General features: G+C 58.1%; 20 protein-coding genes. 11 read left to right on the top strand and 9 right to left on the bottom strand.

Translation table 11 applies throughout. The features are described from left to right. On the bottom strand, nucleotides 1–383 hold a 383-nt coding region (locus QRN54_RS33285), incomplete at its 3' end, for an acetyl-coenzyme A synthetase N-terminal domain-containing protein (RefSeq protein WP_285184023.1). Between the two features lie 172 nt (nucleotides 384–555). Between QRN54_RS33285 and QRN54_RS33280 the strand changes: the two genes are divergently transcribed. Continuing rightward, nucleotides 556–1,395 carry a helix-turn-helix transcriptional regulator gene (locus QRN54_RS33280; RefSeq protein WP_054186518.1) on the top strand — a complete coding sequence of 280 codons (840 nt, stop codon included), beginning with the start codon at nucleotides 556–558 and terminating at the stop codon, nucleotides 1,393–1,395. A gap of 643 nt (nucleotides 1,396–2,038) precedes the next feature. Here QRN54_RS33280 and QRN54_RS33275 read toward each other — a convergent pair. From QRN54_RS33275 to QRN54_RS33265, 3 genes are all read right to left on the bottom strand, one after another. Then, nucleotides 2,039–2,275: a hypothetical protein gene (locus tag QRN54_RS33275; RefSeq protein WP_054186517.1), complete on the bottom strand. Its 237-nt coding sequence runs from the start codon at nucleotides 2,273–2,275 to the stop codon at nucleotides 2,039–2,041. A 315-nt stretch (nucleotides 2,276–2,590) separates the two neighbouring features. Beyond that, entirely contained in the window at nucleotides 2,591–2,836 is a 246-nt protein-coding gene (locus tag QRN54_RS33270) for a hypothetical protein (RefSeq protein WP_054186519.1), read from the bottom strand. A gap of 2,032 nt (nucleotides 2,837–4,868) precedes the next feature. Further along, nucleotides 4,869–5,462, bottom strand: a complete 594-nt coding sequence (locus QRN54_RS33265) for a TIGR03086 family metal-binding protein (RefSeq protein WP_054186514.1) — start codon at nucleotides 5,460–5,462, stop codon at nucleotides 4,869–4,871. Nucleotides 5,463–5,566: 104 nt separating this feature from the next. On the opposite strand from QRN54_RS33265, the gene QRN54_RS33260 reads away from it, so the two are divergent. Together QRN54_RS33260 and QRN54_RS33255 are read left to right on the top strand one after the other, a co-directional pair. Continuing rightward, nucleotides 5,567–5,728: a helix-turn-helix transcriptional regulator gene (locus QRN54_RS33260; protein WP_232318945.1), complete on the top strand. Its 162-nt coding sequence runs from the start codon at nucleotides 5,567–5,569 to the stop codon at nucleotides 5,726–5,728. A 126-nt stretch (nucleotides 5,729–5,854) separates the two neighbouring features. Beyond that, nucleotides 5,855–6,502, top strand: a complete 648-nt coding sequence (locus QRN54_RS33255) for a helix-turn-helix transcriptional regulator (RefSeq protein WP_054186513.1) — start codon at nucleotides 5,855–5,857, stop codon at nucleotides 6,500–6,502. Between the two features lie 237 nt (nucleotides 6,503–6,739). Here QRN54_RS33255 and QRN54_RS33250 read toward each other — a convergent pair whose 3' ends face one another. The 5 genes from QRN54_RS33250 to QRN54_RS33235 form a co-directional block, all read right to left on the bottom strand. Beyond that, a complete protein-coding gene (locus QRN54_RS33250) occupies nucleotides 6,740–6,943 on the bottom strand; it encodes a three-helix bundle dimerization domain-containing protein (protein WP_054186512.1) in 204 nt (67 codons plus the stop codon). A gap of 1,120 nt (nucleotides 6,944–8,063) precedes the next feature. Continuing rightward, a complete protein-coding gene (locus QRN54_RS33245) occupies nucleotides 8,064–9,479 on the bottom strand; it encodes an L-serine ammonia-lyase (protein ID WP_054186511.1) in 1,416 nt (471 codons plus the stop codon). A gap of 838 nt (nucleotides 9,480–10,317) precedes the next feature. Continuing rightward, entirely contained in the window at nucleotides 10,318–10,935 is a 618-nt protein-coding gene (locus tag QRN54_RS33240) for an MBL fold metallo-hydrolase (protein WP_054186509.1), read from the bottom strand. Between the two features lie 890 nt (nucleotides 10,936–11,825). Beyond that, on the bottom strand, nucleotides 11,826–12,824 hold the full coding sequence (locus QRN54_RS33715; RefSeq protein ID WP_350318894.1) for a helix-turn-helix domain-containing protein: 999 nt from the start codon (nucleotides 12,822–12,824) through the stop codon (nucleotides 11,826–11,828). A 553-nt stretch (nucleotides 12,825–13,377) separates the two neighbouring features. Continuing rightward, nucleotides 13,378–15,966, bottom strand: coding sequence for a LuxR C-terminal-related transcriptional regulator (locus QRN54_RS33235; protein ID WP_083471087.1), 2,589 nt, complete (start codon nucleotides 15,964–15,966; stop codon nucleotides 13,378–13,380). 1,379 nt (nucleotides 15,967–17,345) lie between these two features. On the opposite strand from QRN54_RS33235, the gene QRN54_RS33230 reads away from it, so the two are divergent. From QRN54_RS33230 to QRN54_RS33200, 8 genes are all read left to right on the top strand, one after another. Further along, a complete protein-coding gene (locus tag QRN54_RS33230; protein ID WP_147343836.1) occupies nucleotides 17,346–18,005 on the top strand; it encodes an aspartate/glutamate racemase family protein in 660 nt (219 codons plus the stop codon). A gap of 11 nt (nucleotides 18,006–18,016) precedes the next feature. After that, nucleotides 18,017–19,357 carry a purine-cytosine permease family protein gene (locus QRN54_RS33225; RefSeq protein ID WP_083471088.1) on the top strand — a complete coding sequence of 447 codons (1,341 nt, stop codon included), beginning with the start codon at nucleotides 18,017–18,019 and terminating at the stop codon, nucleotides 19,355–19,357. 28 nt (nucleotides 19,358–19,385) lie between these two features. Next, nucleotides 19,386–20,951 (top strand): hydantoinase/oxoprolinase N-terminal domain-containing protein, encoded by a 1,566-nt coding sequence (locus tag QRN54_RS33220; RefSeq protein ID WP_054186524.1) that lies wholly within the window; start codon nucleotides 19,386–19,388, stop codon nucleotides 20,949–20,951. A 51-nt stretch (nucleotides 20,952–21,002) separates the two neighbouring features. Beyond that, nucleotides 21,003–22,130, top strand: coding sequence for an S-methyl thiohydantoin desulfurase family protein (locus QRN54_RS33215; protein ID WP_054186523.1), 1,128 nt, complete (start codon nucleotides 21,003–21,005; stop codon nucleotides 22,128–22,130). Continuing rightward, nucleotides 22,093–23,202, top strand: a complete 1,110-nt coding sequence (locus QRN54_RS33710; RefSeq protein WP_083471086.1) for an S-methyl thiohydantoin desulfurase domain-containing protein — start codon at nucleotides 22,093–22,095, stop codon at nucleotides 23,200–23,202. Before QRN54_RS33215 ends, QRN54_RS33710 begins: the two co-directional genes overlap by 38 nt. 161 nt (nucleotides 23,203–23,363) lie before the next feature. Then, nucleotides 23,364–24,689 (top strand): helix-turn-helix domain-containing protein, encoded by a 1,326-nt coding sequence (locus QRN54_RS33210; protein WP_147343835.1) that lies wholly within the window; start codon nucleotides 23,364–23,366, stop codon nucleotides 24,687–24,689. Between the two features lie 375 nt (nucleotides 24,690–25,064). Further along, nucleotides 25,065–25,211, top strand: a complete 147-nt coding sequence (locus QRN54_RS33205; RefSeq protein ID WP_198165679.1) for a hypothetical protein — start codon at nucleotides 25,065–25,067, stop codon at nucleotides 25,209–25,211. 65 nt (nucleotides 25,212–25,276) lie between these two features. Beyond that, nucleotides 25,277–25,889, top strand: a 613-nt coding sequence (locus tag QRN54_RS33200) for a cobalamin biosynthesis protein (protein WP_285184022.1), incomplete at its 3' end; no start/stop codon positions are given.

Below are 25,889 nucleotides of genomic sequence, written 5' to 3'. Positions count from 1 at the left end.
TCACCGGCGACGAGGCCGAGGTCGGTGAAAGTGTTTGCGGCGCGGCTGACTTCGGCGAGGAGGTCGTTGTAGGTCAGGTCGCGGGAATCGCCTGGTTCGCCTTCGAAGTGGATGGCGATGCGGTCGCCGTTGCCGGCGAGGACGTGGCGGTCGACGCAGTTGTAGGCGACGTTGAGTTTTCCGCCGACGAACCACTTGGCGACGGGGGCGTCGGTCCAGTCGAGGACGTCGGTCCATTTCTCGTGCCAGTGAAGGCGCTCAGCCTGATTCGCCCAGAAAGCGAGGCGGTCGGTATCTGCGGCAGCCTGCAACTCCGGTCCCGCGTTGGCGGCCACGGAGAAGTCAGCCAATGGAACGTAAGAGTCGGGCAGTATGTCGCTCATGGGGATACTTTCTCGCGATTTCAATATTGAGTAAGGTCGCGACCGCATTGGTCGGGTGCACTGCGAAGGCCCAACTGTGTGGTGCTGTGTGTATCTGATCAGGTCTGTGTTGTGGCACACATGTTTGTTGAGGCATTATCGTCTTGAATAGCCCCGAAAGTAGATATTGCCGATGAGTCTCGATGCCTACACGAATCCCGTCTTGCGTCCCAGCGACTACGAGTACGTGCGTGCCCGAAGCGTTCAGCTACGGCGGACCGCTGGTGTTCCTGTTGTGTTCGCTGGATTACGCGACGGGCCGAGCGTTCCCGTGACGGTGTCGGTGGGGCACCGGACCGCGGCGCTGAAAACGATTCGTGTGACTCCCAACCGGGGCTTGGGTGGGCTGAGCTGGCGCAGTCGGGAGCTGATGATTGTTCGTGGCTACAGTGCCGCGCCCGAGATCACTCACGATTTCGACGATCAGATACTTGGAGAGGGCATCACCGATCTCTTGGCTGCCCCCTTCGTGGTCGACGGCGACGTGCGCGGGCTGCTTTACGCTGGTTACAGAGGCCAGGGGTGTGTGGAGGCAAATGTGGTTGAACACCTTGTTCGCCATGCGGATTCCATTGCTGCCGAGTTGCGGGTACGTGATGAGGTAGATCGGCGAGTTAGTGCACTGAGCGCCCGTGAACAATCCATGGCTGATGCCGACAGTTCGGTTCGTTGGCTGACCCAGCTCCGAACGATCGCTGCTGACTCCGCTGATCCACGAACTCGGCATAAACTCGAAATCTTTATCAGGAGCGCCGCCGGATCAAGTACGCCGCATGTCGAATTGACCCACCGACAGCTGCAGGTCTTGTCATTGGTCGCACTCGGTTGTTCGAACAAGGAGGTGGCCGTGCGTTTGGGGGTGCGGGCCGAGACCGTGAAAACCTATTTGCGTGCAGCGATGGTGCGCTTGGGTGCACGGACACGGCACGAAGCGGTGATCAAGGCTCGTCAGGCAGGTCACGCTCTTCGGTAGCCATTGCCCAGGCGTGAGCGTTGCAAGTGTCGTATCGCTCCGGGAACGCCAGAGGTCGTCGACATGACGAGATTGTGCAAGACACGGTCAACTTGATCGGCGGTACGGACACCGCTGGAGTGTCTGTCCTCGAGTATGACGGGAATCGCGTCGACCGCGCCCCCACTTCACGTGCCGCCTCGGTGGCCGCCGAACTCGTTTTGAAGCGAGGCAGGGCTCTGCCACCCGGTACCACGGAGAGGTTGGGCATTGTTTGTCGCTGCTGGGAACGCTGCCTTCGAGAAGATGGCCTGATTTTTCTTGCAAGGTGAGAACCATTGGGGTGCAAGTTTTTCGGCCATCGTTCTGGCTTCGTTCGAACCGTGCCGGGTCTGTGAATCCATATGGCCGTTGGCTGGGCGGTTTTAGCGAGGTCCAGGTTGCTTCGATGCCTTGTTTCCGAACACCAATGCCCAGGGTTGCGCTACAGATGTCAGCATCGACACCGCATCCGTCGACTGACCCCACGCGGTTCCGTAGTCACACACGATCGGGGAAGCCTTTCTTCGCCTTGGTCTGGAAATCGTAGATCGGATTGAGATTCGTTAATGTGTTGTTGTCAAACATTTTTCGGATCTCGGTATGACGATGGTGGTGGATCGTCTCATATGAACCAGCGTAGTTCGATCGTCTGGGATGCTCGCGCCGAAGCCACATCGAAATCGACTGCCTCAGTTGCTGCTCTTGTAGTTTGATCGCGACCGTTTCCTGAATAGCTGGCGCTGAGCACCCAGAATCGACTGTTTGCGGTGGTGGTGCCGACACCCGCCTTGGCGTCGGCGTCCATCTCCCGCCGGTCGATTTCTCGCTTGTTGTTCGCGTACCCGTTGCAGTTTGCCATCCCGCGGGATTCTCTTCGCACTGGTCGGCGATGATTTAGCAGTCTATCGTGTTCGCGGGGCTCAACGAATACCGCAGGATTCACACCAAAGCTATGAAGTCGAGGCATCCTCTCCCGAATGATCAGCTCGATTTCCGGCATGGATTCCCCGTGGAGGTGGAGATCTCCGATCATGTTCTGTGGTTCCAAGGGGGATTCATCGATGCTTTCGGCGCAGAACTGTGCGGTTTGTGAGCAGGGACGTCTTTTGCTGACCTTTGAACGCCACGTCCTTAAGCAGTGATTCTCGTGGGAAGGAGGAAAGCTTCAGGTGGGTTAGAGACCACCGTCGGGGGCGAAGACCAAACGGCCGTCGTCGAGGGCGATTGCCCACCTCAGCGTTGGCGCCCAATCTCGCCCCAGATCGGAATTGTCGATGACGCTATCGGCGTAGTCTTCGACTACGACACCCACCCGCGGCCCGGTGTCGCCGGAGCGTGATCCGAGGGTCGAGATCATCTTGACCCGAGACCCGACCGCAATGGGACCAGTGCGTTGAGAATCAGAGCTATGCATGGACATGATTCTGGCAGAGAATCGGACACGCACACCTCTCAAGATCGCTTTAGACACTGAACCGATTCAAATTCGAGACGACAACGTCGCAAGCGAGGCGTGACACCAGCACGGAATCGCATCAGCGAGTTCGGGACCCCGATGTGCCCGAGTTTCGCGGATTGTCATATTGATTCGGGGCTTCTGGATGGTGGGCGGAGCGCCCGTAGAGACTGATCTTAGGGTCGGACGATCCTCGCGGTTGGTGGTCGATAGCCGGAGCGGGCACATGTGTTTCCCGGAAGTCTCTGCACGTCAGAAAACCTCACCTTCGGTTCGACGTAGTCGTGTCCTATCGCAATGCCGTGGCTATGGCCAAGTTTGTCCTGGCATGAGATTGCGCTACTGTCGAAGCCGGCCTCGGCGCTCGCAGCACGCCCTGGGTGATTTGGAGAGACGACTCTTTCTTCTTCGTCACTTTCGTTCGTTTCGAACGATCGGGTGTGGTTGCCACGGACTTCCTAAGCCTGAAAGTGCTTGCCGCAAAGGCGATTAGGGGCTCGGTCTTGAGAAAAATGAACTTCGGAAGATTTGGGGTAAATCGTCATCGGAAACGGCAGTGATTTTCACTCGCACGCTACTGGGCTGAGAAGATTCGATTTCGAGAGGCCTGGAGTTTGGTGAGTGCTTTTGGGCGAAGGGGACAGATGATCCCGCACTCTCTGGTGGTCGTCGGGAGGGGATCCGGTTGTCCATCAGCAGCTGCCGCGTTGGTTTCGTGAGAGTGAGCCGAGTCGGCCATAGGCCAGTGCCTGTAGGCAACCCAATGGTGCCCCAGAAACTTGCGGGGTATGTGCAATGCGGGGCGAGTCCTCATCGGGCAATTGGTAGTTGAGGAGGATGCGGCACATTCGAAGGGGTCAGGTCCAATGTCCCTTGTCGAAGATCAGGCTCCCGATTATCGCTAGCGCGGCGAGTATGCAGAGCGCTACGACGAGCACGGTGCTCACGCGGGTGGCAAAGCTGCTGTAACGCCTGGCCCGCTGCCGGTGTGCCCTTCTGGGCAGTGAGTTCGTTTTCACAGCAAGATCTTGCCACTTACTTCATTCGTCCGGAAGAGGTCGAAAGTCTCGGATCTCGATGACCAAGTCCTCAAAAGATTTGTTGGCGATCGCGTTTCGGGGAAGTGAGTCGGTTACAATCCGCTATTTTCTATCCGTTGTGCTTGCGTGAGTTCCGTCGGCATCACCTTCGCTTTCGTCAGTGGGGGATTCTGCTGTGCGGCTGTGGGCTCGGGCAAGGCCGCGTGCGAAACTCAGTCACGGGAGAGTTCTGCATGGCAGTACAGCTTTCGTGACATATCGGGGGAGGCTCATCGAACGCCAGCCTCGGCGGCCGGCGTTTCTCCTTCGCAGGCCGATTACGCGGCTGGGGCGTCTCATGCGTCGTCTGACCATCGATATAATTCGCAAGACGTACCGAACTGCGAATATCAACGAGACCGTAGGTGGACATCTTGCGCTTGAGGACTGCGAAGTCTGCACACGTGCCCCGCTCGATGCCTCCCCACTTCATGAGCGAGACTCGAAGCGTGGGTCACATCAAAGGGTACGCAGTGCCTGTTTCGGAGTGCCAGTTTCTTCCGACTGAATCTCGCCGTACAGGGTACGCGACCCTTCCAACTGCGCTCTGACGGATCACCGCGGATCGAAAAGGCACCTCCGTGGCAATACTGACGTCCTTGTTCGCGTAGAGCATCGATCGAATCGGCATCACCGCGAGGTGTTTGTCGGTATCCCAGGCCATTTGCCGCCGAAGAGTAGTCCGGTGCGATGAATCAATCCAGGTTCGTTGGCCAAGTTGACGCCGTCCGCGCTTCATGCGCGGTTAGTTCTGCGACACGCGCGCCGACTCGCGGGATTTTATTTGTACGCACCTGGAGTCACGTCGGCAAACTACTTCCGAGGCACGGAATGCGATCGCAGCCCAATTTGCTCACTCCGATCGCAGGATCTGGATCTCGGCAGAAGGCTTGTCCCTATGGCATTGGCATGACCCATTAGATCCAACTGATGCTGGATCGCCCCGACCAATTGGCCAGACGTTCGGTGGGGCCAGCTTCAGCTCGCGGGTCTATGAATACTGAAAATGGCACTCCCGGCACACGGATTGCAGGGGGCAGGATGTGGCGCTGCATCGTAGCGGTCGGTTCGACCAACGCCGGGTCCGCTTCGGCCGGCTGACCTGTCGCGACCGCGAGGTCCCAGCCGTGGACGAGCGCTTCGTTGGTGTATCCCCAGAGCGCGACTCGGCCAGGGGACTCACCCCACGGTGCGACGACGGGCTTGTCGAGCAGCGCGTCATCTGCCCACGCTTTTTGGGCGCGGTCGGCGAGGCGCGCGAAGGTATCCGCATCGTGCTCGGATGCGATCGGTGATACAGAATCGGCGCTTCCCAATTCGGCTATGGCAATGATTCGGCCGACAGTACCGATCAGGCGTGAAGAGAGAGTTTTGACGTTGTACTCATCGCATGGGGTGGGCAGCGCGTGCTGGTCGTTGCGGACGCTGCGGAGCAGCGTGGTCACCCAGGTAGTCGCGCCGAGATAGATTGGGCGGGGGTCGATCAGTTCGGGAGCGCTGACGGTGTTGATGGCGAAATTCCTCTCGTCGGAGCCGCCTGGTCGGCGGCATGGAATCGAGTAAACCCGCCAAACATGTCATCTTCTGTCATGTTTGGCGGGCAAGATCTCAGAACATGCGCGCCGACCGACTTCTCGCCATCCTTATGCTCCTGCAGCGACGCGGACGGCTGACCGCATCGGATATTGCTGTTGAATTGGAAGTGTCCACACGGACTGTGCTTCGCGATATCGACGCCCTGTCCACGTCCGGAGTGCCCGTCTACACCGATCGTTGACGAGGTGGGGAATCAGCTTGATTCCCGGATACCGCACCGACCTCACAGGTCTCACCTTGGAGGAGGCGAAAGCACTGCTGTCTTCGGGGGGCAGACCGGGTCAACTCGCCGCATTTTGCGAGCGCCATGCGAAAGGTCGCTGCTGCGCTCCCGGACTCACACCGCGCGGAAGCAAACCGTGCGTCGGCGCGGATACTGGTGCGTCCCGACGGATTTGCCTGGCCGAGCCTGCCGGATCCTCATCTGGTCGAGCTTCAGCGGGCGGTCATTGACGGACTGCGAGTGAAGATGTTGTACACCAGTCGCGCCGCCTCCGCAGCGGAGCGCACTCTGGACCCGATAGGCCTGGTATGTGCCGGCTCTTACTGGTATCTGTTGGCTGAGCAGGATGGTGTCGAGCGGACATACCGCGTGTCACGTATCGAGGAACTCACTGTGCTTGCCGAACCCGCGATTCGTGCCGTTGATGTAGACCTAGAGGCGAATTTCTTGCTGCATTGGAATGCCTTTCGGAAGTCCTTTCCGAAAGTCCTTGTCTCATGTCTGGTCCGAGAGAACGTGTGGGATTCGGTTGCGGGCAAGTCGCTCCGGGTTCACCATCGCGAAGGCGGGGTCGAAGGTTGGTGGCGAGCGGAGTTGGAGTTCGCTGAGGACGCTCACGCAGTCCGAGCATTGTGGGCTGCGGGGTCAGCAGTTGTGGCTTTGAGGCCGCTGCGAATTCGGGACGAACTACGTACACGCGCCATCGATACAGCGGCCAGTTGCAACCTCTGAGTGGTCCAGTACAGGGAATCTGCCGCGCCGATTGTCGCAGCTTGCGTAACGCGCTCTCGTCATACCGTTCTGGCCGCGATGCGGTGTCGAGTTGCGATCCGGTGTCCGGCTCGCAGCGCGCAAATTGCCTGAGGTATTGATCTTTTCGGTTTCCGCCCTTACTTCGTCCGCCTCGCAGTGCGGCGAGGAATGCGCGGACCTGGACGCGGGCGTTAATTCAGGTCGGGTGTACCCGGGTCAGGTGAGTATCTGTGATGTGAGCGATTCTCTGGCGCGACGCTCGACGAGTAACGGGATGAAGTCGCGAACGAGTGCAGGGTTGAATCGGTGATAGGCCTCGGTGACGACTGCATCGACCACGTTGGATGTGGCATTTGGAAAGGCCGCTGCGAGGTGGGCTTTCACCTGGTTGATCTGACGCTCTTCTTCAGCAGGAGTCATATCTTCATTCTCGTTCCCGACCCGGAAATTCTCTACTGAGTGTCCGAACTTTTTCGGTTAAGACGCGAACACGCGTACTGGATCCATCGCACGTGGTTCGATTGACTCAAGTATTCGCCAGTCTTGATGAGCAATCCTGGAAGGTCAATGAGAGTTTTGGTGGTGTGGCACAGCTGGATTCAAAGACTTTGTACTGACGCCAACTCTGGAAGGCGCCGGATCGTAAGGGGCCCCAGATGTTGAAATGGCAGGTTCTCAGTGTCTGGTTCCGGCATCGGTGTCGGATCGGACAGTGAACGCAATTCAGCCTGGCGTGATTGGGTCGAAGCTTCGGGCTTGCGGCGATTGAACCTTCTTACCGCGCCTCCGGTTTGTTTCGTAGATCTATGGGCAAGGAAGACGGGTTCCGATTGAGAGCCATTGACCTTGAGAGCGTTTGGCGCGTCCGGTGGGATCGGCGGGTCTTTTTCCCCACTCGATTTTGAGGTCGTCTGTGTCGCCAAAGGCGCTTGTGTTCGTTCTCGACATGATTGTTAGCGAATCCGGGTCTTCACTGTCACCGTAGACAGAGCGTTGAGCACGGCTGGTTAATCCTGGCGCTCTTGTACGCTGATGAGTTGACTTTCTATCACCCGAGTTGCAGCGAGCAGTAATCGGTCCTGTGCAGCACATGGTGCGAATGGATGAACGATGCCGCAGTCAATGCCGTACTTCGCGATCGCGGGAGTTATGGGCGGTATGCCGTCTGTCCGGTGCGAGTACCAACCAGATGACCAGTTTGTGTGCCGCGGCGTGGAGGGTTCATGGATGCGGCGTGACCATACGCAGGTCGGGTTCGTGCCGATAGTGGTGGGTTCGACTGCAGTTGAGGTGCGGTGTCGATCTTCCACGTTCGGATCTCGGCAGATGCTTCGCAATTGAGTCAATTGTCCCCGAACGTATTTGGCTTGGCTGTGCCGAGCATGAAATACGCCGAGATGGCCAGTTGGGGCGTCGAGTGCCCCTCCGGCGGTGAATGTCGTCGATCGCGTTCTGAGCTTCTAGGGTTGGTCACAGCGTGTTCTCATGTATTCGGATCCGTTTCTGCACCGCGGAGAGGTTGGTAGATCGGGGCCTGCGATTAGCATTCGGGGACGTTGACTGCCAGACCTCCTAGTGAGGTTTCCTTGTATTTGGAGAGCATGTCGACGCCGGTCTGTCGCATGGTTTCGATTGCCTGATCGAGTGAGACTCGGTGAGTTCCGTCTCCGTGCAAGGCGATCTTGGCGGCGTTGACCGCTTTGACCGAGGCGATCGCGCTTCGTTCGATACAGGGAATCTGCACCAGTCCGCCTATGGGGTCGCAGGTCAGGCCGAGATTGTGTTCGATTCCGATCTCGGCAGCGTTCTCCACCTGAGCGGGTGTGGCGCCCATCAACTCGGCGAGCGCACCGGCGGCCATAGAGCAGGCAGAACCCACCTCGCCTTGGCATCCCACCTCCGCTCCAGAAATCGAAGCGCGTTCCTTGTAGAGCACCGCTATCGCAGCGGCGGTGAGTAGGTACCGCACCACAGCGTCGTCGCGAGCTTCTGGGGTGGCCAGCTCAGGCAGGAATCGTAGTGCCCAGTAGAGAACTGCCGGAACGATTCCTGCAGCGCCGTTGGTCGGTGCAGTGACGATACGCCCGCCGGCGGCGTTTTCCTCGTTGATTGCCATGGCTGCGACGTTGAGCCAGTCCATCGAATCGACGTGGTCGATGCCGCGGTCTCGCGTACGCAAGCGTGAATAGACTTCCGGTGCACGCCGTTTGACCTTCAAAGCGCCGGGCAGGTAGCTCTCCGTGCTGTGGAAACCGCTATCGATAGAGGCAGCCATGACCGACCAGATATCGAGGAGCTGGGTGCGCACATCGTCCGCGTCGCGAAGAGCGCATTCATTGCCGAACATCACCGCGCTGATCGGAAGCGAAGTCCGCGCGCACACATCGAGCAGTTCTCCTCCTGTTCCGAACGGCATCGGAACCCGGGTGGTGTCGACGAGGGCGGGGGTGTCACCGTGTCGTTCGACGAAACCTCCACCGACGGAGTAGAACACCGATTCATATGCCGCTGTCGCGGCATCGAGTTCGGTCGGTCTCCACTTCGGGGCGTTCGCGTCGGTATGGACGGCGAACCGCAATGTGTTGCTGTGGCGATCCTTGATCGTCAACGGATGCATCCCGATGGCTGCCGTATCGAATGCGAGGTTGGTCAGTGCTGCGAATCGTAATACGCCCGAGGAATCGATGACGCCGACACGGTCACGGGCATAGCCAGGGTCGATCGATTCCGGTTCATTGCCTTCTAGTCCGAGCAGGACCGCACCGAGCGTGCCATGGCCGGGCCCGGTCGCCGCCAGTGATCCGTACAGGTCCACCTCCAGTCGGGTGATCGTGGTGGGATCCACAATGTTCTTGACATCGTCGACGAACATCGCGGCTGCGCGCATCGGACCTACGGTGTGCGAACTCGACGGCCCGATCCCGATGGAGAACAGATCGAACACGCTGATGCTCATACTTCGCTACCTCCGTGGTGGGGCAGGTCGGCGCCTGTCGCGGAAGGCCAGCTCGGGTATCGCACCCACCGATCGGGTCCGAACTGTGCGCGCAGATCGGCGGTCCGGTATGCATGTGGAGTCGAGCATGCGATGTCGGTGACCGAAGCCGTTATCACAGAAGCGATTTCGGGAATGATATCGAACGATTCACCCCGCCGAACCAACTCCTGAGTTCCAATGCGCAGACCTTCCGGTGCAGTGCCCGGACTTTGCCAGGGCAGTCGGCAAGCCCCGGTGTAGATGCCGTCTCGTTCAAGACGGCGCATCGCAGCGATGCCGCTACCGAGCGACTGCACGTCGACGAGGACCTGGCGCGTGGCAGTGTATCCACGGCGCCGGCTGACGACGACAAGACCAAGAACATTCAGATGTGCGGAGTTTTTGGCCTTGAAGAATCGAACTTTGGCGCGCCTGCCGCGATTTGGCGGAGCGGACGGTTGCATCGCAACACATTCTCTGTCTTCGTTGGCGAGGAGCGCTTTTTTCTTTGTATCTCCAGACCATCCGAAAGTGGGGCGGGTGGACCTTGCCCTGTCGTGCAGTGACTCGATACCAGGCGACACAATATTGGTTCCGGCGTACAAGACGATTCCGGCCTCTGCTACCTGGTAGTCGTAGTTGTTCGGGTTCGATCTGATCGAGGAGGAAGCGCCGTCGGAGGACTTTTCGTGGTGGCGTCTTTCCGGACTCGACTGTTGTCGTTCAGCCGTTGCGGATGATTGGGATGTGGTGGTCGGTCTAAGAGGCATGGTGCCTCTTGCACATCCATATGCACATGACGTTGGGCGTTGCGGTGTCATGCAGTCTGCCGGTTCAATCGGCGTGCCTTGTCGGTGAACAACTCGCCGAGCAGGTATCTATTTCCGTGCCCGGGATGTATCTGGGTGTCGGGGGACAGTTCGGCGAACTTGTCGAGAGGCCCCACGGTATTGCGTTGCTCCGCGCCAAGTTTTCTGTGTGCAAGGGCATCGCCTGCAAATGCAAGGGCATGGCGAGCGATGTGTAGGGTCACAGACCCGGGCGTGGTGGTAGGTGTATGTAGGACACGTATCTCTTCGCCAGCTATGCCGATACGTTGGCCATGGTAGAGACGCCAGTAGCGACGCTCGCCGTGCACTGCCTGCCAGGCGGCATGGTCAGCAGGGTGAAGTAGAACCGGCGCGTTTAGGCTCTCGCCGAGCACCATCGCTGCCGCAATGTGAGCGCGATGACCGTGAGTGCAGATGACCGCGGTTAGTTGCCGGGTACCAACGGCATCGGCCACCAATTCGGGAGCACCCGCCGGATCGACAATCACCACTTCCCGCTCGTCTCCGATCAACCAAACATTGGTTCGTGAGCGGCGAGTGGGTTTGCGACCGGGGCAACCGGTCGACCGGGCGCAGACGCGATCGACGCGAAAGCGTTGTTTCATAGGGTGGCTTTGTCCTCAGTGCTTATTCAGTGTCGGAAGCACTCTCGTGCCGAACGTAATGTGCATCCGCACCGGTTGGTTCTCTGCAGACGCTGACAACCGCACTCGGTGCGCAGTCTTGCGACCGCCGAGAATGAGCATATCCGCCGCAATGCGCGTCTGTTCGACAGGCATGCAAGACCTAATCGAAAGATTAGGAGGGGTTTGGATCAGATTACGCCCGATGGGCTTGTAGCGATCAAAGGTGGAACTTGGCGGCTCCTGCGGGGAGGAAGGTAGTCGGTATTTTCTGAGCCACGGTGTCTTTTGGCCGTCGGGTGTCACAGTAGTCTTCGGAAATTTAGCGTCGCTGAAAACCGAACATGCTTTGGCGCAGTCAAGATAGAGAGAAGCGATCAGCTACTCAGCCGAGCCTCTACCAGGCAGGTGCGCGCACAAGTCCGTGTGGTGTGGACGGACAGAGCGCGCCACCATTTCCCGCGGGCTTGGCTGGTGGAGCCCTGGAATTGGTCATGGAGGGGTGAGCGCTGTCCGTCCCCTCACTCGAGTACGAGGTCAACGAGATCGGCACCACAGACGCCACGGACGACGAATCTCGGCAGTTTCGGCCGGACAACCAATTGCCGGAAAACCCGCAGCGGCAACGGCCTGATCTTGACTTGGTATACCGTCGAATCTGGCTCGTCGATCGGTTTCTACGGGAATCAGTCGCCACAGATAAGGATTTGGTCGTTGGACTCTACGCTGGAGCCTGATCGCGCCAGGAGTGGACAACCCCTCTGCCGCATAACTGATCGACCGCGCCAACGGTGAATTACGTTGTGCGGTCTGAATTTCCCTCGAATGAGCGAGTCGCGTGAGCCAACCACCCTGACTCTCTGAAGCTGTTCTTAGCCAGGCAAATCGGATCTGCAGGTGTGCGATGTTTGTGTCCGCGAGCGGCGTGAAGCTTGTGACTGTTCGTGTGTATCCGCCTTAGGAAATGCTTGACGTTGTTGCCTTCGCTGGCGTTCGACGATCGAGAGCCATATGTCGACGAGGTGAAACCATATCGTCGGGGTTGATGTGTAGTGGGTTCGGATATTCGGGAGGGTGGAGAGTGCGGATCGGACCGCTTCCAGCTGCCCGGTGCCGACGTCGAAGATTACGTGCAGGCGCTGATCGGGGTGTGTTTGCGCCAACTGTAGACAGAACAAAGTGAGGGTTTCGAAGTTGCAGGGGTGGGGTCGTTGTCCGAAAGGTTGGCCCGTGGTGAGTGGTTTACCGGCGGGAAGCACGGCCGTTCGACTCTGGAGGTAGCGATGAAACTGTTCGGCACACACCGCGGATCGGATTGGTTGTATTTGTTCGGGTCGGCTGGGTTTGTTCGCGACGGCCACGATGATCGCGTTGCACTGTGGTCCGATGTGTAGGCCCGCGACTGCCACAACCGATGCGGACAGTGCGGGGACGGTCGCAAATGTGAATTTGTCAGGGCCACACGGTTTGATGCCGTACTCCTTCCACACCGCTTGCACTGTCGTTTTGCTGATCTCCAGGTGTTGTGCCAGTAGACGGGAATTCCAATGAGTGATCTGGAATTTCGAAGGTGGCCGAGTTAGAAGGCGTGTGATAATCGCGTGCGACTCGACGACGCGAGGCCTGCCTGGTTTTGGATGATCGATCAGAACAGCCGTTCCGTACTCGGAGTAGCGGGAGCGCCAGGAGATCACGGTGGGGCGCGAGATGCCCAACTTCTTGGCAATCGAAGTATTTGAGTGACCGGCCGCGGCCAGTAGGACTATCTGTGCGCGTACCACCAAATCTCGCGACGACGCGCCCGAATTTGCGATTTCCTGTACACGCCCGTGATCGCCCTCGCGCAGGATCAGCGGGCGTGAAACGGGCATGGTTTACGACCAACGGCGGCGTCCGACGACAGTCTGCGATGTTGCCCATAGGTGACCACGATCGGGAATGTATCAGTTTTTGTTCTTTGCGGAGTGTTCAAGTGCAGCGCATGGATCTTCTCAGTCACATGTTGAGATAGCCGGTGGGTGTCTATGGCGAGTAGCGCGGTGATCGAGAGTGCGCAATATGCGAGGTTTCAGGTTTGCCAGCGCAACCAAGAGTTCATAAATCTTGATCACCCCGCATGTAGATATGGGAGATCGCCGAGTTTCACTGAGGTCAAACCGAGATTGGCAGCCGGAATTTCGAAGGCGAAGAGTACTTCAAACCTCCGACGAAGGCTTTACATTGAGGCTCTGCTGCCCTGCGGAGGGATCGAGCTGTCGCAAATCATTGTGGTAATGACGGCATTGGAAATCGGCACACTATGATCATCGGTGGTCAAAGTGGGTTCATGCACGCGAGAAACCGGTGACGGATCTGTTAGCACCTTCAGCTGTCCTGATGTGAAAGAGAAGCAGAGAGGGGTGAAGTCCTGTCCTCGATGTATCACTACGCCGTGTGCCGCAATTGTTCCAGGGTCCATGTTGCGATCTGAGTGCGCGAGGTGAATCCTAGTTTGACCAGAATTCGCTCTACGTGCCCCTGTGCTGTGCGTTGAGATATCACCAACTTGCCAGCAATCGCCCTGTTGGTGAGTCCTTCTGCAACCAGCGCAGCGACTTCGCGTTCCCTCTTGGTGAGGCTGTTGGGCTCAGACGTCACCTTGCTGGGTAACGACTCACCGAGTGCTGCGGCCAAGGCTGCTCGCAAACTAAGGTCGTTTCCAGCTTTGAATGCTGCCTCAAAGGCGCGCGAGCTCATGGACCGGCGCACCTCGTTTTCGCAACTACTGTGATATTGCGAGATCGCAGATATGGTTGCAGGGCAGGTCTTTACACGACTCCATATAGTATTGGCTGCGCCGAGGTGGGAGGCAGCGGCAGGATATCGATGCTCTTGGGTGGCGACCCATCCAAGCCCCTCCATGGACCACGCGTAGCCGTGCGGATCTTCGCGGCGCTTGCTGAGTTGGAGACTGCGCCGGAACAACGCTGTGGCATTGTCGAGTTCGTTGTTCTTCATCGCAAGCAGTGCGTCCGCCCACAAAGAGCAGCTGAGAAGGTGAGTATCGCCGACTTCTTCAGCGATCGTCCGAGTAGATTCGGCAAGGGCTTTCGCCGTATCGAGATCACCGACGCTGCCGGCGAGTAGGCCGAGCAGATGGCCCGCGATGGCCCGCGGTATCTGACTACATCCGTTGAGCGACGCATCGGATGCTGCCGAGTATGCAGCCCTCATTTGCGGCAGATCGCCCGATTGGTAGGCGACAAAGCACTTCGAGAGGTTCAGAAATCCGTGAGTGGTAGAGCAGACTGGGGCGTTTGATAGTTCTTGCAGTTCCCGAAGTGCTGGCGCAGCGGGCGGCGCTCCCATCGCCGCGAGAAACATAGTGGCGTTGCATAGTGCTCTTGCCCTCTCCTGCAATGCTTCTGGGTCCTTCGTTGCTACGGCTGAGAGAAGCCAGTGCAATCCCTCCTCAAACATGCCGCGGGAAATCCAGAACGGAGACAGGGAATTGGCCAGGCGAATGCCTTCCAGATGACGATCTGGGGTAGCGAACGCGAACCTCAGTGCAAACAGTAGGTTCGACTCTTCGGCGGCTAGCCGTGCGGCCCACAATCTCTGCTGTGTGCCAACCCACTCTGATTCAGCGCGCGCGGCTAGGGCGCACAGCCAGTCGAAATGCCGATGCTGAAGTTGTGTCAGGACTCCGAGCTTCTGAGCACGAGTTCGACCGTATTCGCGGATGGTTCCGAGTAGTCGGTAGCGGACTCCCTCATCAGATGTCTCTCGCATTACGATGGACTTGTCCACCAGAGCGGTCAGAACGTCCGCGAACTGGGGCTCTGGGATGCTCTCGGAGCAGACTGCTTCAGCGGATTCGAGGGTGAACGAGTCCGTGAATACAGCAAGCCGGGCCCATAAATCCTTCTCCAAGTCACTACACAGGTTGTAGCTCCACTCTATGCAGCGTTTCAACGTCTGTTGACGCGCCGGTGCCCCTCGTGCACCCAAGGTCAGAAGCACAAACCGATCGTCTAACCTGGCGAGAACCTGCTCGATTGACATTGCCCGAAGCCGAGTTGCCGCTAGCTCGATCAGGAGCGGAATCCCGTCGAGTCGCTGGCAGATTTGCGCGACTGTCCTCTTGCCGGATTCGGATACCGAGAATTCGGATTCGATGGCGGTCGCACGATCGATAAACAGTGCGACCGCATCGTCGCTGTGAGCGCAGGACGGACTCGAGGATTGATCTGAGTACGAAAGCATTGGCCCGATGCGAACGACCGCTTCACCGGAGAGGCCCAAGGGTTCTCGACTGGTGGCAAGGATTCGAAGGCGCGGACACTCCCTGAGCAAGTGGATTGCGGCCTGTGAGATTTCTTCAATGCACTGCTCGCAGTTGTCGAGGATGAGAAGAACCTCTCGGTCACCGACTGAATCGGCCAGCAATGCAATAGAACGAGAGTCGGTTATTTTGCTGCAGTTTAACTTTCCTAGATTATTGCCGGATGCACTGTCCAGCTCGATCAGGCAGATTCCATCATGAAAGGTGCGACGTACCTTCTCGGCTACGCGCAAGGCAAGGCGCGTCTTTCCGATCCCTCCAGGTCCTGCCACCGTCACCAGTCGCGAGGAGCCCATGCGCCGACGCGTCTCTTCAACCTCTCGTCGGCGACCGATGAAATTTGTTAACTCTGGCGGAAATCCCGTGCTGGTGCTCTCGGTGAGCGGTATTGTGCCATCAGTATATGCCGAGGAAATATGGATGCGCTTGGGTGAGACTGCACATCGTGAGCTTGTGAGGTATCCGAATCGGTGGTTCTGATCGTCAGTATCGTGGGCTGGTGGATGCTGTTTATCGTGATGATTCCGGCGATGTAGTTGTTGCGCGTTAACGCAGCAGGTCGTATCCGGTAGGATTCCGCGTTGCTCGATACCGGTGGCGGAGGGTACTTCGCGCGTAATGCCGAACTCTTGCAGGTTGATTGAGCGTATCCGCTCGGGTTTTTCGGAGACTTGGTCTACCGTTGTCATGTCATTGCCTCAGACTGCCGCTGATATGCGGTCTATCGCACCAACGAGCGAACATCGGGTAAACGGAGGTGCAGGTGTTGAAATTCTCGTTTGTCGACGGCAGATTTTTTGCCTGTGATCCCTTTTTGGCTTCGCGATGCCGACGCTCACCGGTGATGAACGCTGTCGTCGTGGGGGATAGGGCAGACCGTTAGAACTGTGGTGGTTTCTCAGTTCATGTCATCATGAGTTCGGCCTTGGGCCGGAACCTGTGACGTAATCATCAGGGTGTAATAGTCTTGCTATTCTCAGCCCAATCGCACGAATTTTTGGGTGGCGATTGTGCGCGGAGAGAATTGGGGCGGCGCGTGCTTCAAGGGATGTTGTCACTGCGTTGACCTCAGGCCGAGCAGTTCGTTCAGTCGATGCATTTTGACTCCCGACGATGAGTGCGTGTGTCTCGATGTGCGTTCAGACTACTGACGCCGCTTGGTGTGCGCGATAGCCGCACCGCACAGTGGTCTGCCGGTGCTGTGCAAAATGCACAGCATCGGATCGACTTCGGGTTGGCGCGGACGTCGTCCAGTCGGATCGCGCTGCGGCGCTATTTGTGCCGGAACTGCGAAGCGTGAAGCTTCCTCGGGTTGGCGGACACCTGCCGTGAACTCGCCGTTCGATCGTCTGGTCGGAACGTGCGCGGGGATCCGTTTCCATTGCTTGAAGTTGGTTCTCGATTGTTCGACCTTGGTATCGGAAAGACTTAAGTCGAGAGGACGTTCGCTCGATAGTTTCGCCGGCCGCGATGGTGTCACCATCGTGCAATTCTGTCCGGCTTACCGCTGCGAGGGCCTCTTGGCCGAGTTTCCGCCCTACCCGTAGGGCCGCAGGCAGGGCGTCTTCGGGCTAGGCGCATGCCATTCTTCGTCAGGGCGGTGGCATTCGTTCGGTTGTGCTTACGGGTCGTCGACGCCGTCAAAGTCTGCGCTATCGGAGAGATTTGGGCTTTTACGGTCCCATTCGAAAACTGTGACGATGCAATCGATCTGAGTATCAGCTGTGCTGCGGCTGAGTCAGCAGCTCGGATGCGCAGAGTGCTCGTGACTGGCTCGGTGAGCATCGCTCACACCTCGATCACTCTCGTGGCCGGCGTCGCGCGCGGACGTGGCGGAAAACTACAGCTGTTGGCCGATGGTGAACCAACGCTTTTCGGGTAGTGCGTATCGCACACTCTGCGAGCAGGGGTAGGCGAAACGCCTATCGTCCACTGTGCGTGCGGGTTGTAACGTTGAGTCACAACTCGGAGTATTCGCTCGCGGCCGAGGAGCTTTTCTCATGCATTTCGTGTGTGCCTTCACGTCGCTGCTCCGAACATCGCAGTGCCGAGCCTCAAGGAGGCGATCGTGAGCGTTGCCAGGAACCAGGTTCTGTCTGGTGCTAAGCGCATGGGATCCGAGTCGCTTGAGTCTGAGTACGACGATGATTCGGTAACCTCAGGAGGGTCAGTAGCGAGTCGTCAGATCTCGGACGACGGCGTGGATAGCGTGTTCGTTTCATGTTTTGTCGGACCGGGGGTTCACGCTTGCCGCGGGCGCATCGACGCTCCGGTTTTCGGCCGACTCGGACCGGACTTCTACTCCGCGCGCGGCATCGCCGGTAGCGTGGACCTCCTGACGAAGCTCGGCGAAGCGGTCCCATCCGTGCGCCGCAAACCGAAGTCACAGTCTCTGCTGTGGCGCGTTATCGATACGTGCGTTATGGGTATTCCCAAGCTTGAGGTCTCCTATCACACGATGTTTCCCGGCAGGGTCGTGTCGGCAGCGCAGACAGTGTTTCTCGATGGGGGCGCCGAGGTGTTAGTCCTTGGTTGCATGGGTACGCCTGTGGTGGCAGCAGAACTTCACAAGCGGGTCCCTGTCCGCTACGGCAAAATGCCCGTCGTGGTTTCGGTTGGTGCCGCAACCGTTGCTATTCAAAGTGTAGTCCGCCGTAGCGTCAATCCACGCAGCATCAGCTGTGGTCTGTCTCACCAGAACCTTTGCAACGTAGCAGCACAATGGTGAGAGGTGCTCACATGGGTATGAGAATTATCGGCGAGGAAGATTTTTCATCTTCAATCGTTCCGCGAGGTTATCGCAGGCACTGGTTCATTATCGCAGTGACGAAGTTCGGGCAAGTCGCCGCACTTAGTCAGTTCCTTCTTGGTTCCATTCTCGGGTACGGAATGACATTCCTGAACGCTTTCCTTGCGATTACGATGGGGTCGGTTATCCTGCAAGTAGTATCAATTGCAGTCGGGATAGTAGGACAACGCCAGGGCTTGACGACATCCATTCTGACTCGCTGGACGGGATTTGGGAGAGGGGGCGCAGCGGTGGTCGGCGCCACCATCACCATCAGCAGTGTGGGGTGGTTTGGAATACAATCGGCGGTTTCTGCGGAAGGTCTCACATCAACCGTCGGAGTGTTTCCTCAGCCCGCATGGGTAATAATATTTGGGCTCGCTATCACTGTAGTAGTACTATTCGGATTTAATCTTATAGCGAGAGTTTCTTTTATCGCAGTTCCGATTTTCTTGATTCTTGTGATCTTCTCGATCTCGCTTGAGTTGCATGAGCATTCCATCGGCGACCTGATCACTTCTGAGCCGCCAGGACCGCGGTTGAGCCTGATCACAGGAACTGGGTTGGTAGCTGGTGGATTCATGGTTGGGGCGGTAATCAATTCTGACCTCACGAGGTACAGTCGTTCGACAAGGGATATAGTAAAGCAAACCATATTCGGAATATCGCTTGGGGAGTATGGCATCGGGCTTCTCGGCGTTCTGCTTGCGCACGCCGTGTCGTCCGACAACGTGACCACGATCATACTGTCGACAGTGGGTTGGGTAGGCGTTATTGTCATCGTCCTCGGTACCGTAAAGATCAACGACTTGAACCTATATTCTGCCGTATTCGGATTCGTTAACTTGATCAATACTGTTTTCGGTCGAACTTTTGATCGTCGCTGGGTGACGATATACGTGGGTTTCGCTGGAAGTGTTCTTGGAGCTGCCGGGATCTTGAATCATTTTCAAGAGTTCCTGACATTCCTCAGCGTGCTTCTTCCTCCAGTTGCAGCGATCATGGTCGCGGAGTATTTTTTGGTGAAACGTTGGAGAAAAGAACTGGATGAATCTGTCTCCACGGGTCTTCTTCCGTCCACCGAGCCGATATGGGTACCAGCTACTCTTATTGTGTGGGCGGTCGCGTCTGCTGTTTCGGTGATGTTCCCGATTGGGCTGCCGACTATCAACTCACTAGTTCTTGCATTTATCTTGTACGTTGCAGCAGCCAAGTTTGGTCTCCTACATGAGGTGGGTAGGGGTAGCACTCGCGAACGTGGCGAGATTTCGTCGGTTCACTCAACTTCCTGATCTGCTCCATGATCGAAGGAGAGTCTAAATGCGTATCGGAATCGATGTCGGTGGAACGAACACCGACGCGGTCCTTGTCGAAGGCGTCAGAGTTCTGGCGTCTCTGAAAAAGCGCACCAGCATGGATGTCACCAGTGGAATTCGCGACGCCCTGCAAAGCTTGCGGAAAGGGTGCCCCTTCGTCGACTCGGATATCGATGGAGTGATGATTGGAACCACCCATTTCATCAATGCGCTCGTCGAAGCCCAAAGACTGGCGCCCACTGCAGCTTTGAGGATCGGTCTTCCGGCCACAGTGGCGCTACCGCCGTTCGTTGGCTGGCCTGCACGCCTTGTCGACGCGGTCTCTGCCCGTTCGTATCTGGTTCGTGGTGGGCACGAGTTCAACGGCAACCACATAGCGCCGCTTGATCTTGACGCAGTGCGATCGGCCGCGGAGGACATGGCGCGCAACGGTATACGAAGTGTTGCCATCACATCAGTCTTCTCACCTGTGAATGCTGAATTCGAAGAATCCGCTGCAGTAGCAGTTGCAGATGTTCTGGGGGGTGGGACCCCGGTTTCTCTGTCGCATCGAATCGGACGAATCGGCCTTCTCGAGAGGGAGAACGCGACGATCATCAACGCATCGCTTCGCGAGATAGCAGTGGTAATTGTGGATGGACTGCGTACGATTCTTGCCGATCTCGGCCTCACGTGCCCTCTCTATCTTTCGCGAAATGACGGGACATTGATGGAGGTCGAAGAGGTTCGTCAGTACCCGGTAGCAACATTCGCCTCGGGTCCGACCAACTCAATGCGCGGCGCGGCGTTACTTTCCGGCGTTGAGACCGGCGCCGTCGTAGACGTCGGCGGAACAACCAGCGACGTCGGAATTTTGCGATCGGGGTTCCCTCGAGAGTCGCTGACGGCCGTAGATGTTGTCGGAATCCGGACTAACTTTCGTATGCCAGACATAGTGTCGATTGGCATCGGCGGTGGCAGTCGTATCCGCGTTGAAGAAGGCCGCTGCATCGTCGGTCCGGATTCCGTCAGATACCGTTTGACCGAAGACGCACTGGTCTTCGGCGGCACGACGCTCACGGCTACCGATATTGCTGTCGCTGCTGGCAGTGCTTCGGTTGGAGATGTAACTGCAGTAGCGCATCTCGATCCGGAAATGGTTTCTGATTGCATGGCTGAAATAGCCCGACGCACAGCAGTATTGGTGGATTCTGTACGTACGAGCGGCGAGCCTCTCGCTGTTGTCGCCGTTGGCGGCGGCTCAATCATTTTGCCTGAGCACCTGGACGGCATCGGCCGTGTCGTTCGACCTCAGAACTATGCGGTCGCGAACGCCGTAGGAGCAGCAATTGCACAAGTATCGGGAGAAATCGATCGGATCTTTCTGACAAGCGACGAGACCCGCGACAAAGTCCTTGACGAGGCTCGTCAAGAAGCTGTGGATCGGACAGTTGCGGCAGGTGCCTCACCTAATTCGGTCAAGATCGTGGAACTCGAAGAGGTGCCCGTGCCCTATCTGCCGGGTAACGCGACTCGCGTGCACGTAAAAGCTGTCGGCGACTTGCAGCGGCCGTGTGAACCGGTGGCTTAGTCGTTCATCGAATAGTCATGACCTACCTGTCGCTCGCGGAAGGGAACGAACATGTCCTGGAAGTTAGACGACTCCCATATCGATGATCTTGTTCGCGGCGCTGCGCTCCTGGGCACTGGGGGCGGCGGTGACCCGCATGTCGGCGCCCTACTGGTGCGGGTCGCCATCAGAGAATACGGTGCCGTGACCGTGCTTGACGTTGACGACCTCGACGATCTGGATCTTGTTATACCCACCGCACAAATGGGTGCACCAACAGTGGGCGCTGAGAAACTACCCGCCGGCACAGAAGCGGTCGCCGCCTTTCTCAAGCTCGAAACGCATCTTGACAGCAAAGCTCGTGCGACGATGCCTATCGAGTGCGGTGGACTCAATTCGATGATTCCGTTGCAGGTAGCTGCACGCCTAGGAGTTCCAGTGGTAGACGGCGATGGAATGGGACGTGCATTTCCCGAACTGCAGATGGAGACCTTTTCAATTTACGGAGTGTCCGGATCGCCCTTGGCCTTGGCGGGAGAAAACGGTGAGACCGTGATCATCAATACGGGTGAAGACAACGTCCGTATGGAACGGTTCGCACGGGCGATCACGGTTCAGCTAGGTGGGGTCGCCCACATCGCCAACTATGCGATGACTGGCGCCGATGTGAAGCGGACCGCTCTCCCCGGCACACTTGCGACCTGCATTCGCATCGGCCTCACCATCCGCCAGGCCCGCGACAGCAATTCCGATCCGATTGTTGCCCTAGCGAAAGTCTTGACCACCACTATCCACGGATGTCTCAGAGTTCTGCAACGCGGCAAGGTTGTCGATGTACAGCGAAATACGGACGGGGGATTCGTGCACGGCAGCGCTCGGATCACGAGTGCGGATGGCAATGACGAACTCGTCGTACATTTCCGGAATGAGAACATCACTGCAGTAGTGAACGGTCGTCTCGTCGCTGTCGTGCCTGACCTCATCTGCGTCCTCGAAGCAGATACAGCTGAGCCGATTACGACAGAGTCGCTTCGATACGGCCAACGGGTTACCGTTGTTGGTATCGGTACCCCCCCATCGATGCGCACGGCTGAGGCGCTTGAAGTCTTTGGACCGGCAGCGTTTGGCCTTGAGCTCGATTTCACACCGGTCGAGGAACTCAATGAAGAGGAACTGCCTACCGCAGCATCACGTGAGTGATGCCGGTGCGGCGGTCGTAGACCTCGTCACGTCATGCGAGCTCGATGCCCTCGAGAGAGGAGCCTGGATTCTCGGTGCGGGTGGGGGAGGAGAGACTACCGTGGGCCGAATGCTAGCCGATCGAGCCATCGGGGAAGGTGTGCCTTTGATGGGTCGGGCCGCCCTTGCGCGAGTTGGTGTTGAGGCTCATGTTCTTCCAATCGGCATCATTGGTGCCTCGTCGACCGTCGGGGCGGAGTTCCTCCCTAGTGGGCAAGAGTGCTTGCTGGTAGCGCGGAAGATCGAAGAATTGACCCGCGTTGCGCTCGGTGCAGTTGTGGCGATGCAGGCTGGTGGGATCAATGCGCTCACCGGGCTCGCTGCGGCGGCTGATTTGGGTTTACCGTTGCTCGACGCAGATCTGGCAGGTGGGGCAGTGCCCCGACTGGACCAGCTCAGCAATGGATCATGGGAAGAGCCAGTGGTTCCTGTGGTTCTCGTTGACGCGGTGGGGCGAGTCGCGGTGTTCGATACGGCCGATAGCGACAGCTCACTCGATTCCTCGACCCTCGAACGACTTGTGCGCTCGTTCGTTGGTGTCTCGACTGGATGGGCGGCCATCGGATTCCGTCCCATTCAGCGGGATCGCACCCCGGATCTGGTGGTGTGGGGAAGCATGACGCGAGCCATTAATTTGGGCCGCGCTCAAGCTACCCAGAACTCTGACTGGGACCACTACCAGCCGGAGCTCGACTCTCAAGTTTTGGCTGTCGGGCGGGTAGTCGGGCTCCATAGGGTGAGAGACACAAAGGGGTGGTGTCTCGTTGAAACGGACCGCGGCCAGCTCTGCCGTCTGGATATGCAGACTGAGTATCTGCTGGTTACAGTGGACGGCCTTTTGGCTGCCTCAGTCCCAGATGTCATAGTGGTACTCGAAAGGCACACAGGTATCCCACTTGCTACCGACAATCTCCGTCTGGACTTTGAAGTCGTTGTCATCAGGTTGGCGGCTCTCCCATACCCGGATGACCCTCGACTCCAGCACGAACTCAGCCCTGCTGGCTACGGTCTTGAATCATCCAGTCGGAAGTGAGCGTTGTGGGGCCCTCACTCTTACTCGACGAGCTTCTCGCTCTCCCTCGGTGGGCTGAAGCTGTTCAATTGCTGCATCGAGGTTCGCACCCGAGTCGGATCAGCAGATTCAACCTCACTTCAGATTCGCGTAGTGCGTCATCGCCAGGTTCTCTGGTGTGCTTGACGTCGGCTGAACTACCGACTTGGCAGATCTCAGCTCTCGTGAGAGGGGCTGCCGACAACGGTGTCAGCGGCGTCTTGGTGCCCAGTCGGGATGTCCTCGATGTGCCGGCGATTCGGCTGGCAGCGCGATTTGATGTCACGCTTCTTGCCGTTACCGACGAGACATCAATCATGGATTTGGTGGTCGAAGCGCGCGTGTATCTCGCTGCAGGCGAACTGGCGTCGTCGCGAATACTACTGCGGCTGCCGGCCGCCCTTGAACTCGATGACGTTGGTGCGTCGATCTCTGCCGCTGCCCAACTTTTGGACGCTACCATCGTCCTGACTCGTTCTTCCGGCACTGTCATATCAGCGGCGGGTCCGGATGCAGACAATCTTGCACTACCTACCCGCGCAGGGAGATCGGTAGATTCTGAGTCCCGACTGGAAGTCTTCTCGCACGCGATTACACTGCCTGGGCGAACTGTGCACGAGGGATGGTTAGCCGTAGCCGCGCCAATCGATCCCGGTGTGTCGACAGCTGGATACGCTTCCCTACCAATGTTGGTCAGTTGGGCGCGCTTCCATCTTGCGTCAGTCTTACTGGCGCGAGAGCGTGATTTGACACATGATCAGGCCGTTGTTGCTGGTATAGATCCCGTGGTTTCTGCTGTGGAAGATGACGACCGATGGTTTGTCGGACTCCGAATTAGTCACAGTCTGGGAAAGGTCGAAGAAGACTTCAATCGGATTCTTGCCGCGTTCGATGTAGAGGGTTTCTCGCCTATTCTCGTTAAACAAGGGGCAGGGTGGTCGGGTTGGATCGCGGTCAGTCGCGGCTCAGTGAAAGCTGCGATGAGATTGCGTCAACGACTCGAGTCGGTCATTGTCACAACTGGACTCCGCGCAGGTATTGGAACGATAAGAAAGGGCACGCAGGGAAGATTCGTAAGTATTGAAGAAGCTGCTTTGGCCGGCGAAGTCGCTGCACTCCGGCATGTGAGTGGTGGAGGGCTTCTCCTGTCGATTGATGAACTCTCGGACAGTGAACTGGTGTTGCTCGCTTTGCGAATGTCCGCGATTCGATCGGCGGCGATGAAACTTCTTGGTGGTGCGGTCGCGGTGCCCGAACTGTTGAGGACACTACGTGTGTACTTAGACCAGCAATCTTCTCTAGTCGATACCGCTGCGGTACTGGGTGTGCACCGAAATACCGTGGCGGGCCGTATTACTCGTCTGCAGGAACTGGTAAGCGTTGACCTTGGCACCCCGGACGGGCGTTTGGCTGCCTTGCTTGCGGTGAGGGCATTTGGTGAATCTGACACACCTGAGAGTCCCCGGTGACGCGCCCGAATTGACCCGTGGAAGTGTTCTTGCCTCCCCGATGGGCCCTCCACGCTGGCTTTCGCTGTGGTACGGCCGAATCGGTTGGGGCGCTCCACATGTCCGGATACCCCGACGGAACATAGGTCACTTTCATCTGGGGCGGAGGACCATCTCAGTAAAGACAGCCCACCCCTCGGTGGGTCGACAGCCGGAGGGCAGACCTTTGCACGGCAGAACTGACCACTCAGAATCGTCGAGGCGACACTATGCTGTCCTGTTTCTCTGTGTGCCACAGCTACATCATTACGAGGTCAATTGATCTACGACATAATTGAAGTAGCCGTCGACCCGACGCGCGTGCATCCCACCCGTCCGCACATACACATCGCCGAGATGCCCAGTCTCAGTGTTGCGTTGTTCGCGGGGCAGACGATCCGGGTTCGTTCCCAGAGCGACGCACTGGCGACCGGGATTGCCCGTGTCTGGGAAATCAACCGAATGCACCGCTTGATCTACCTGACGATCGACTGGGACGGGTAGAGATCGGCTCGTGCAGACACGTGACGGTTGGCCAGAGAACGAGCGTCGCTGCTACAACTACGCTCGTGCAGATTTCGGTTCGTTCGTCCCAGTCTCGATTCAATGCGCGAGCTGCCGGGCTTCTCCTCGGCTTCGTCGCGGATCGGGCATTCGCCGATCCGGGGCGGTTCCATCCGGTTGCCGGCTTCGGAACCGCGGCTATCGCGCTGCAGAAGATGTCCTACCGGGACTCGCGCGCGGCCGGAACACTTCATGTCGCTGTGCTCTTGGCCGGCACCGCAGGACTTGGGCTCGCAGCCGAAGCAGTGTCGCGCCGGGCCGGTTGGGTGGCCGTCACGGGTACGACAGCGATAGCTACCTGGGCCGTGCTCGGCGGGACGTCGCTTGCACGCACCGGCATCGACATGGCCGCTCGATTGGAGGCGTCACAGGTCGATCGCGACCTGACGAAAGCGCGCGAGCTTCTCCCTTCACTGTGTGGACGCGATCCATCGGTGCTGGGCGAGGAGGGCCTCACGCGTGCAGCGCTGGAGTCGGTCGCCGAAAACACCTCGGATGCAAGCGTCGGTGCAATGTTCTGGGGTGCAATTGCGGGCGTGCCGGGTCTGTTCGTCTACCGCGCCGCCAACACCCTCGACGCGATGATCGGCTACCGCTCCGAGAAATACCTCAGATTCG

Origin of the sequence: Rhodococcus sp. MEB032 (assembly GCF_030208925.1) — a bacterium.
Classification (GTDB): domain Bacteria; phylum Actinomycetota; class Actinomycetes; order Mycobacteriales; family Mycobacteriaceae; genus Rhodococcus_F; species Rhodococcus_F qingshengii.
The sequence above is the reverse complement of the archived record's forward strand: the minus strand, read 5'-3'. Positions and strand labels throughout refer to the sequence as shown.

Coding starts and splice junctions, on each gene's coding strand:
- QRN54_RS33280 (WP_054186518.1), top strand. CDS start 556: ATGAGTCTCGATGCCTACACGAATCCCGTCTTGCGTCCCAGCGACTAC.
- QRN54_RS33275 (WP_054186517.1), bottom strand. CDS start 2,275: ATGGCAAACTGCAACGGGTACGCGAACAACAAGCGAGAAATCGACCGG.
- QRN54_RS33270 (WP_054186519.1), bottom strand. CDS start 2,836: ATGTCCATGCATAGCTCTGATTCTCAACGCACTGGTCCCATTGCGGTC.
- QRN54_RS33260 (WP_232318945.1), top strand. CDS start 5,567: ATGCGCGCCGACCGACTTCTCGCCATCCTTATGCTCCTGCAGCGACGC.
- QRN54_RS33255 (WP_054186513.1), top strand. CDS start 5,855: ATGCGAAAGGTCGCTGCTGCGCTCCCGGACTCACACCGCGCGGAAGCA.
- QRN54_RS33250 (WP_054186512.1), bottom strand. CDS start 6,943: ATGACTCCTGCTGAAGAAGAGCGTCAGATCAACCAGGTGAAAGCCCAC.
- QRN54_RS33245 (WP_054186511.1), bottom strand. CDS start 9,479: ATGAGCATCAGCGTGTTCGATCTGTTCTCCATCGGGATCGGGCCGTCG.
- QRN54_RS33240 (WP_054186509.1), bottom strand. CDS start 10,935: ATGAAACAACGCTTTCGCGTCGATCGCGTCTGCGCCCGGTCGACCGGT.
- QRN54_RS33715 (WP_350318894.1), bottom strand. CDS start 12,824: ATGCCCGTTTCACGCCCGCTGATCCTGCGCGAGGGCGATCACGGGCGT.
- QRN54_RS33235 (WP_083471087.1), bottom strand. CDS start 15,966: ATGACAACGGTAGACCAAGTCTCCGAAAAACCCGAGCGGATACGCTCA.
- QRN54_RS33225 (WP_083471088.1), top strand. CDS start 18,017: ATGGGTATGAGAATTATCGGCGAGGAAGATTTTTCATCTTCAATCGTT.
- QRN54_RS33220 (WP_054186524.1), top strand. CDS start 19,386: ATGCGTATCGGAATCGATGTCGGTGGAACGAACACCGACGCGGTCCTT.
- QRN54_RS33215 (WP_054186523.1), top strand. CDS start 21,003: ATGTCCTGGAAGTTAGACGACTCCCATATCGATGATCTTGTTCGCGGC.
- QRN54_RS33710 (WP_083471086.1), top strand. CDS start 22,093: ATGAAGAGGAACTGCCTACCGCAGCATCACGTGAGTGATGCCGGTGCG.
- QRN54_RS33205 (WP_198165679.1), top strand. CDS start 25,065: ATGCCCAGTCTCAGTGTTGCGTTGTTCGCGGGGCAGACGATCCGGGTT.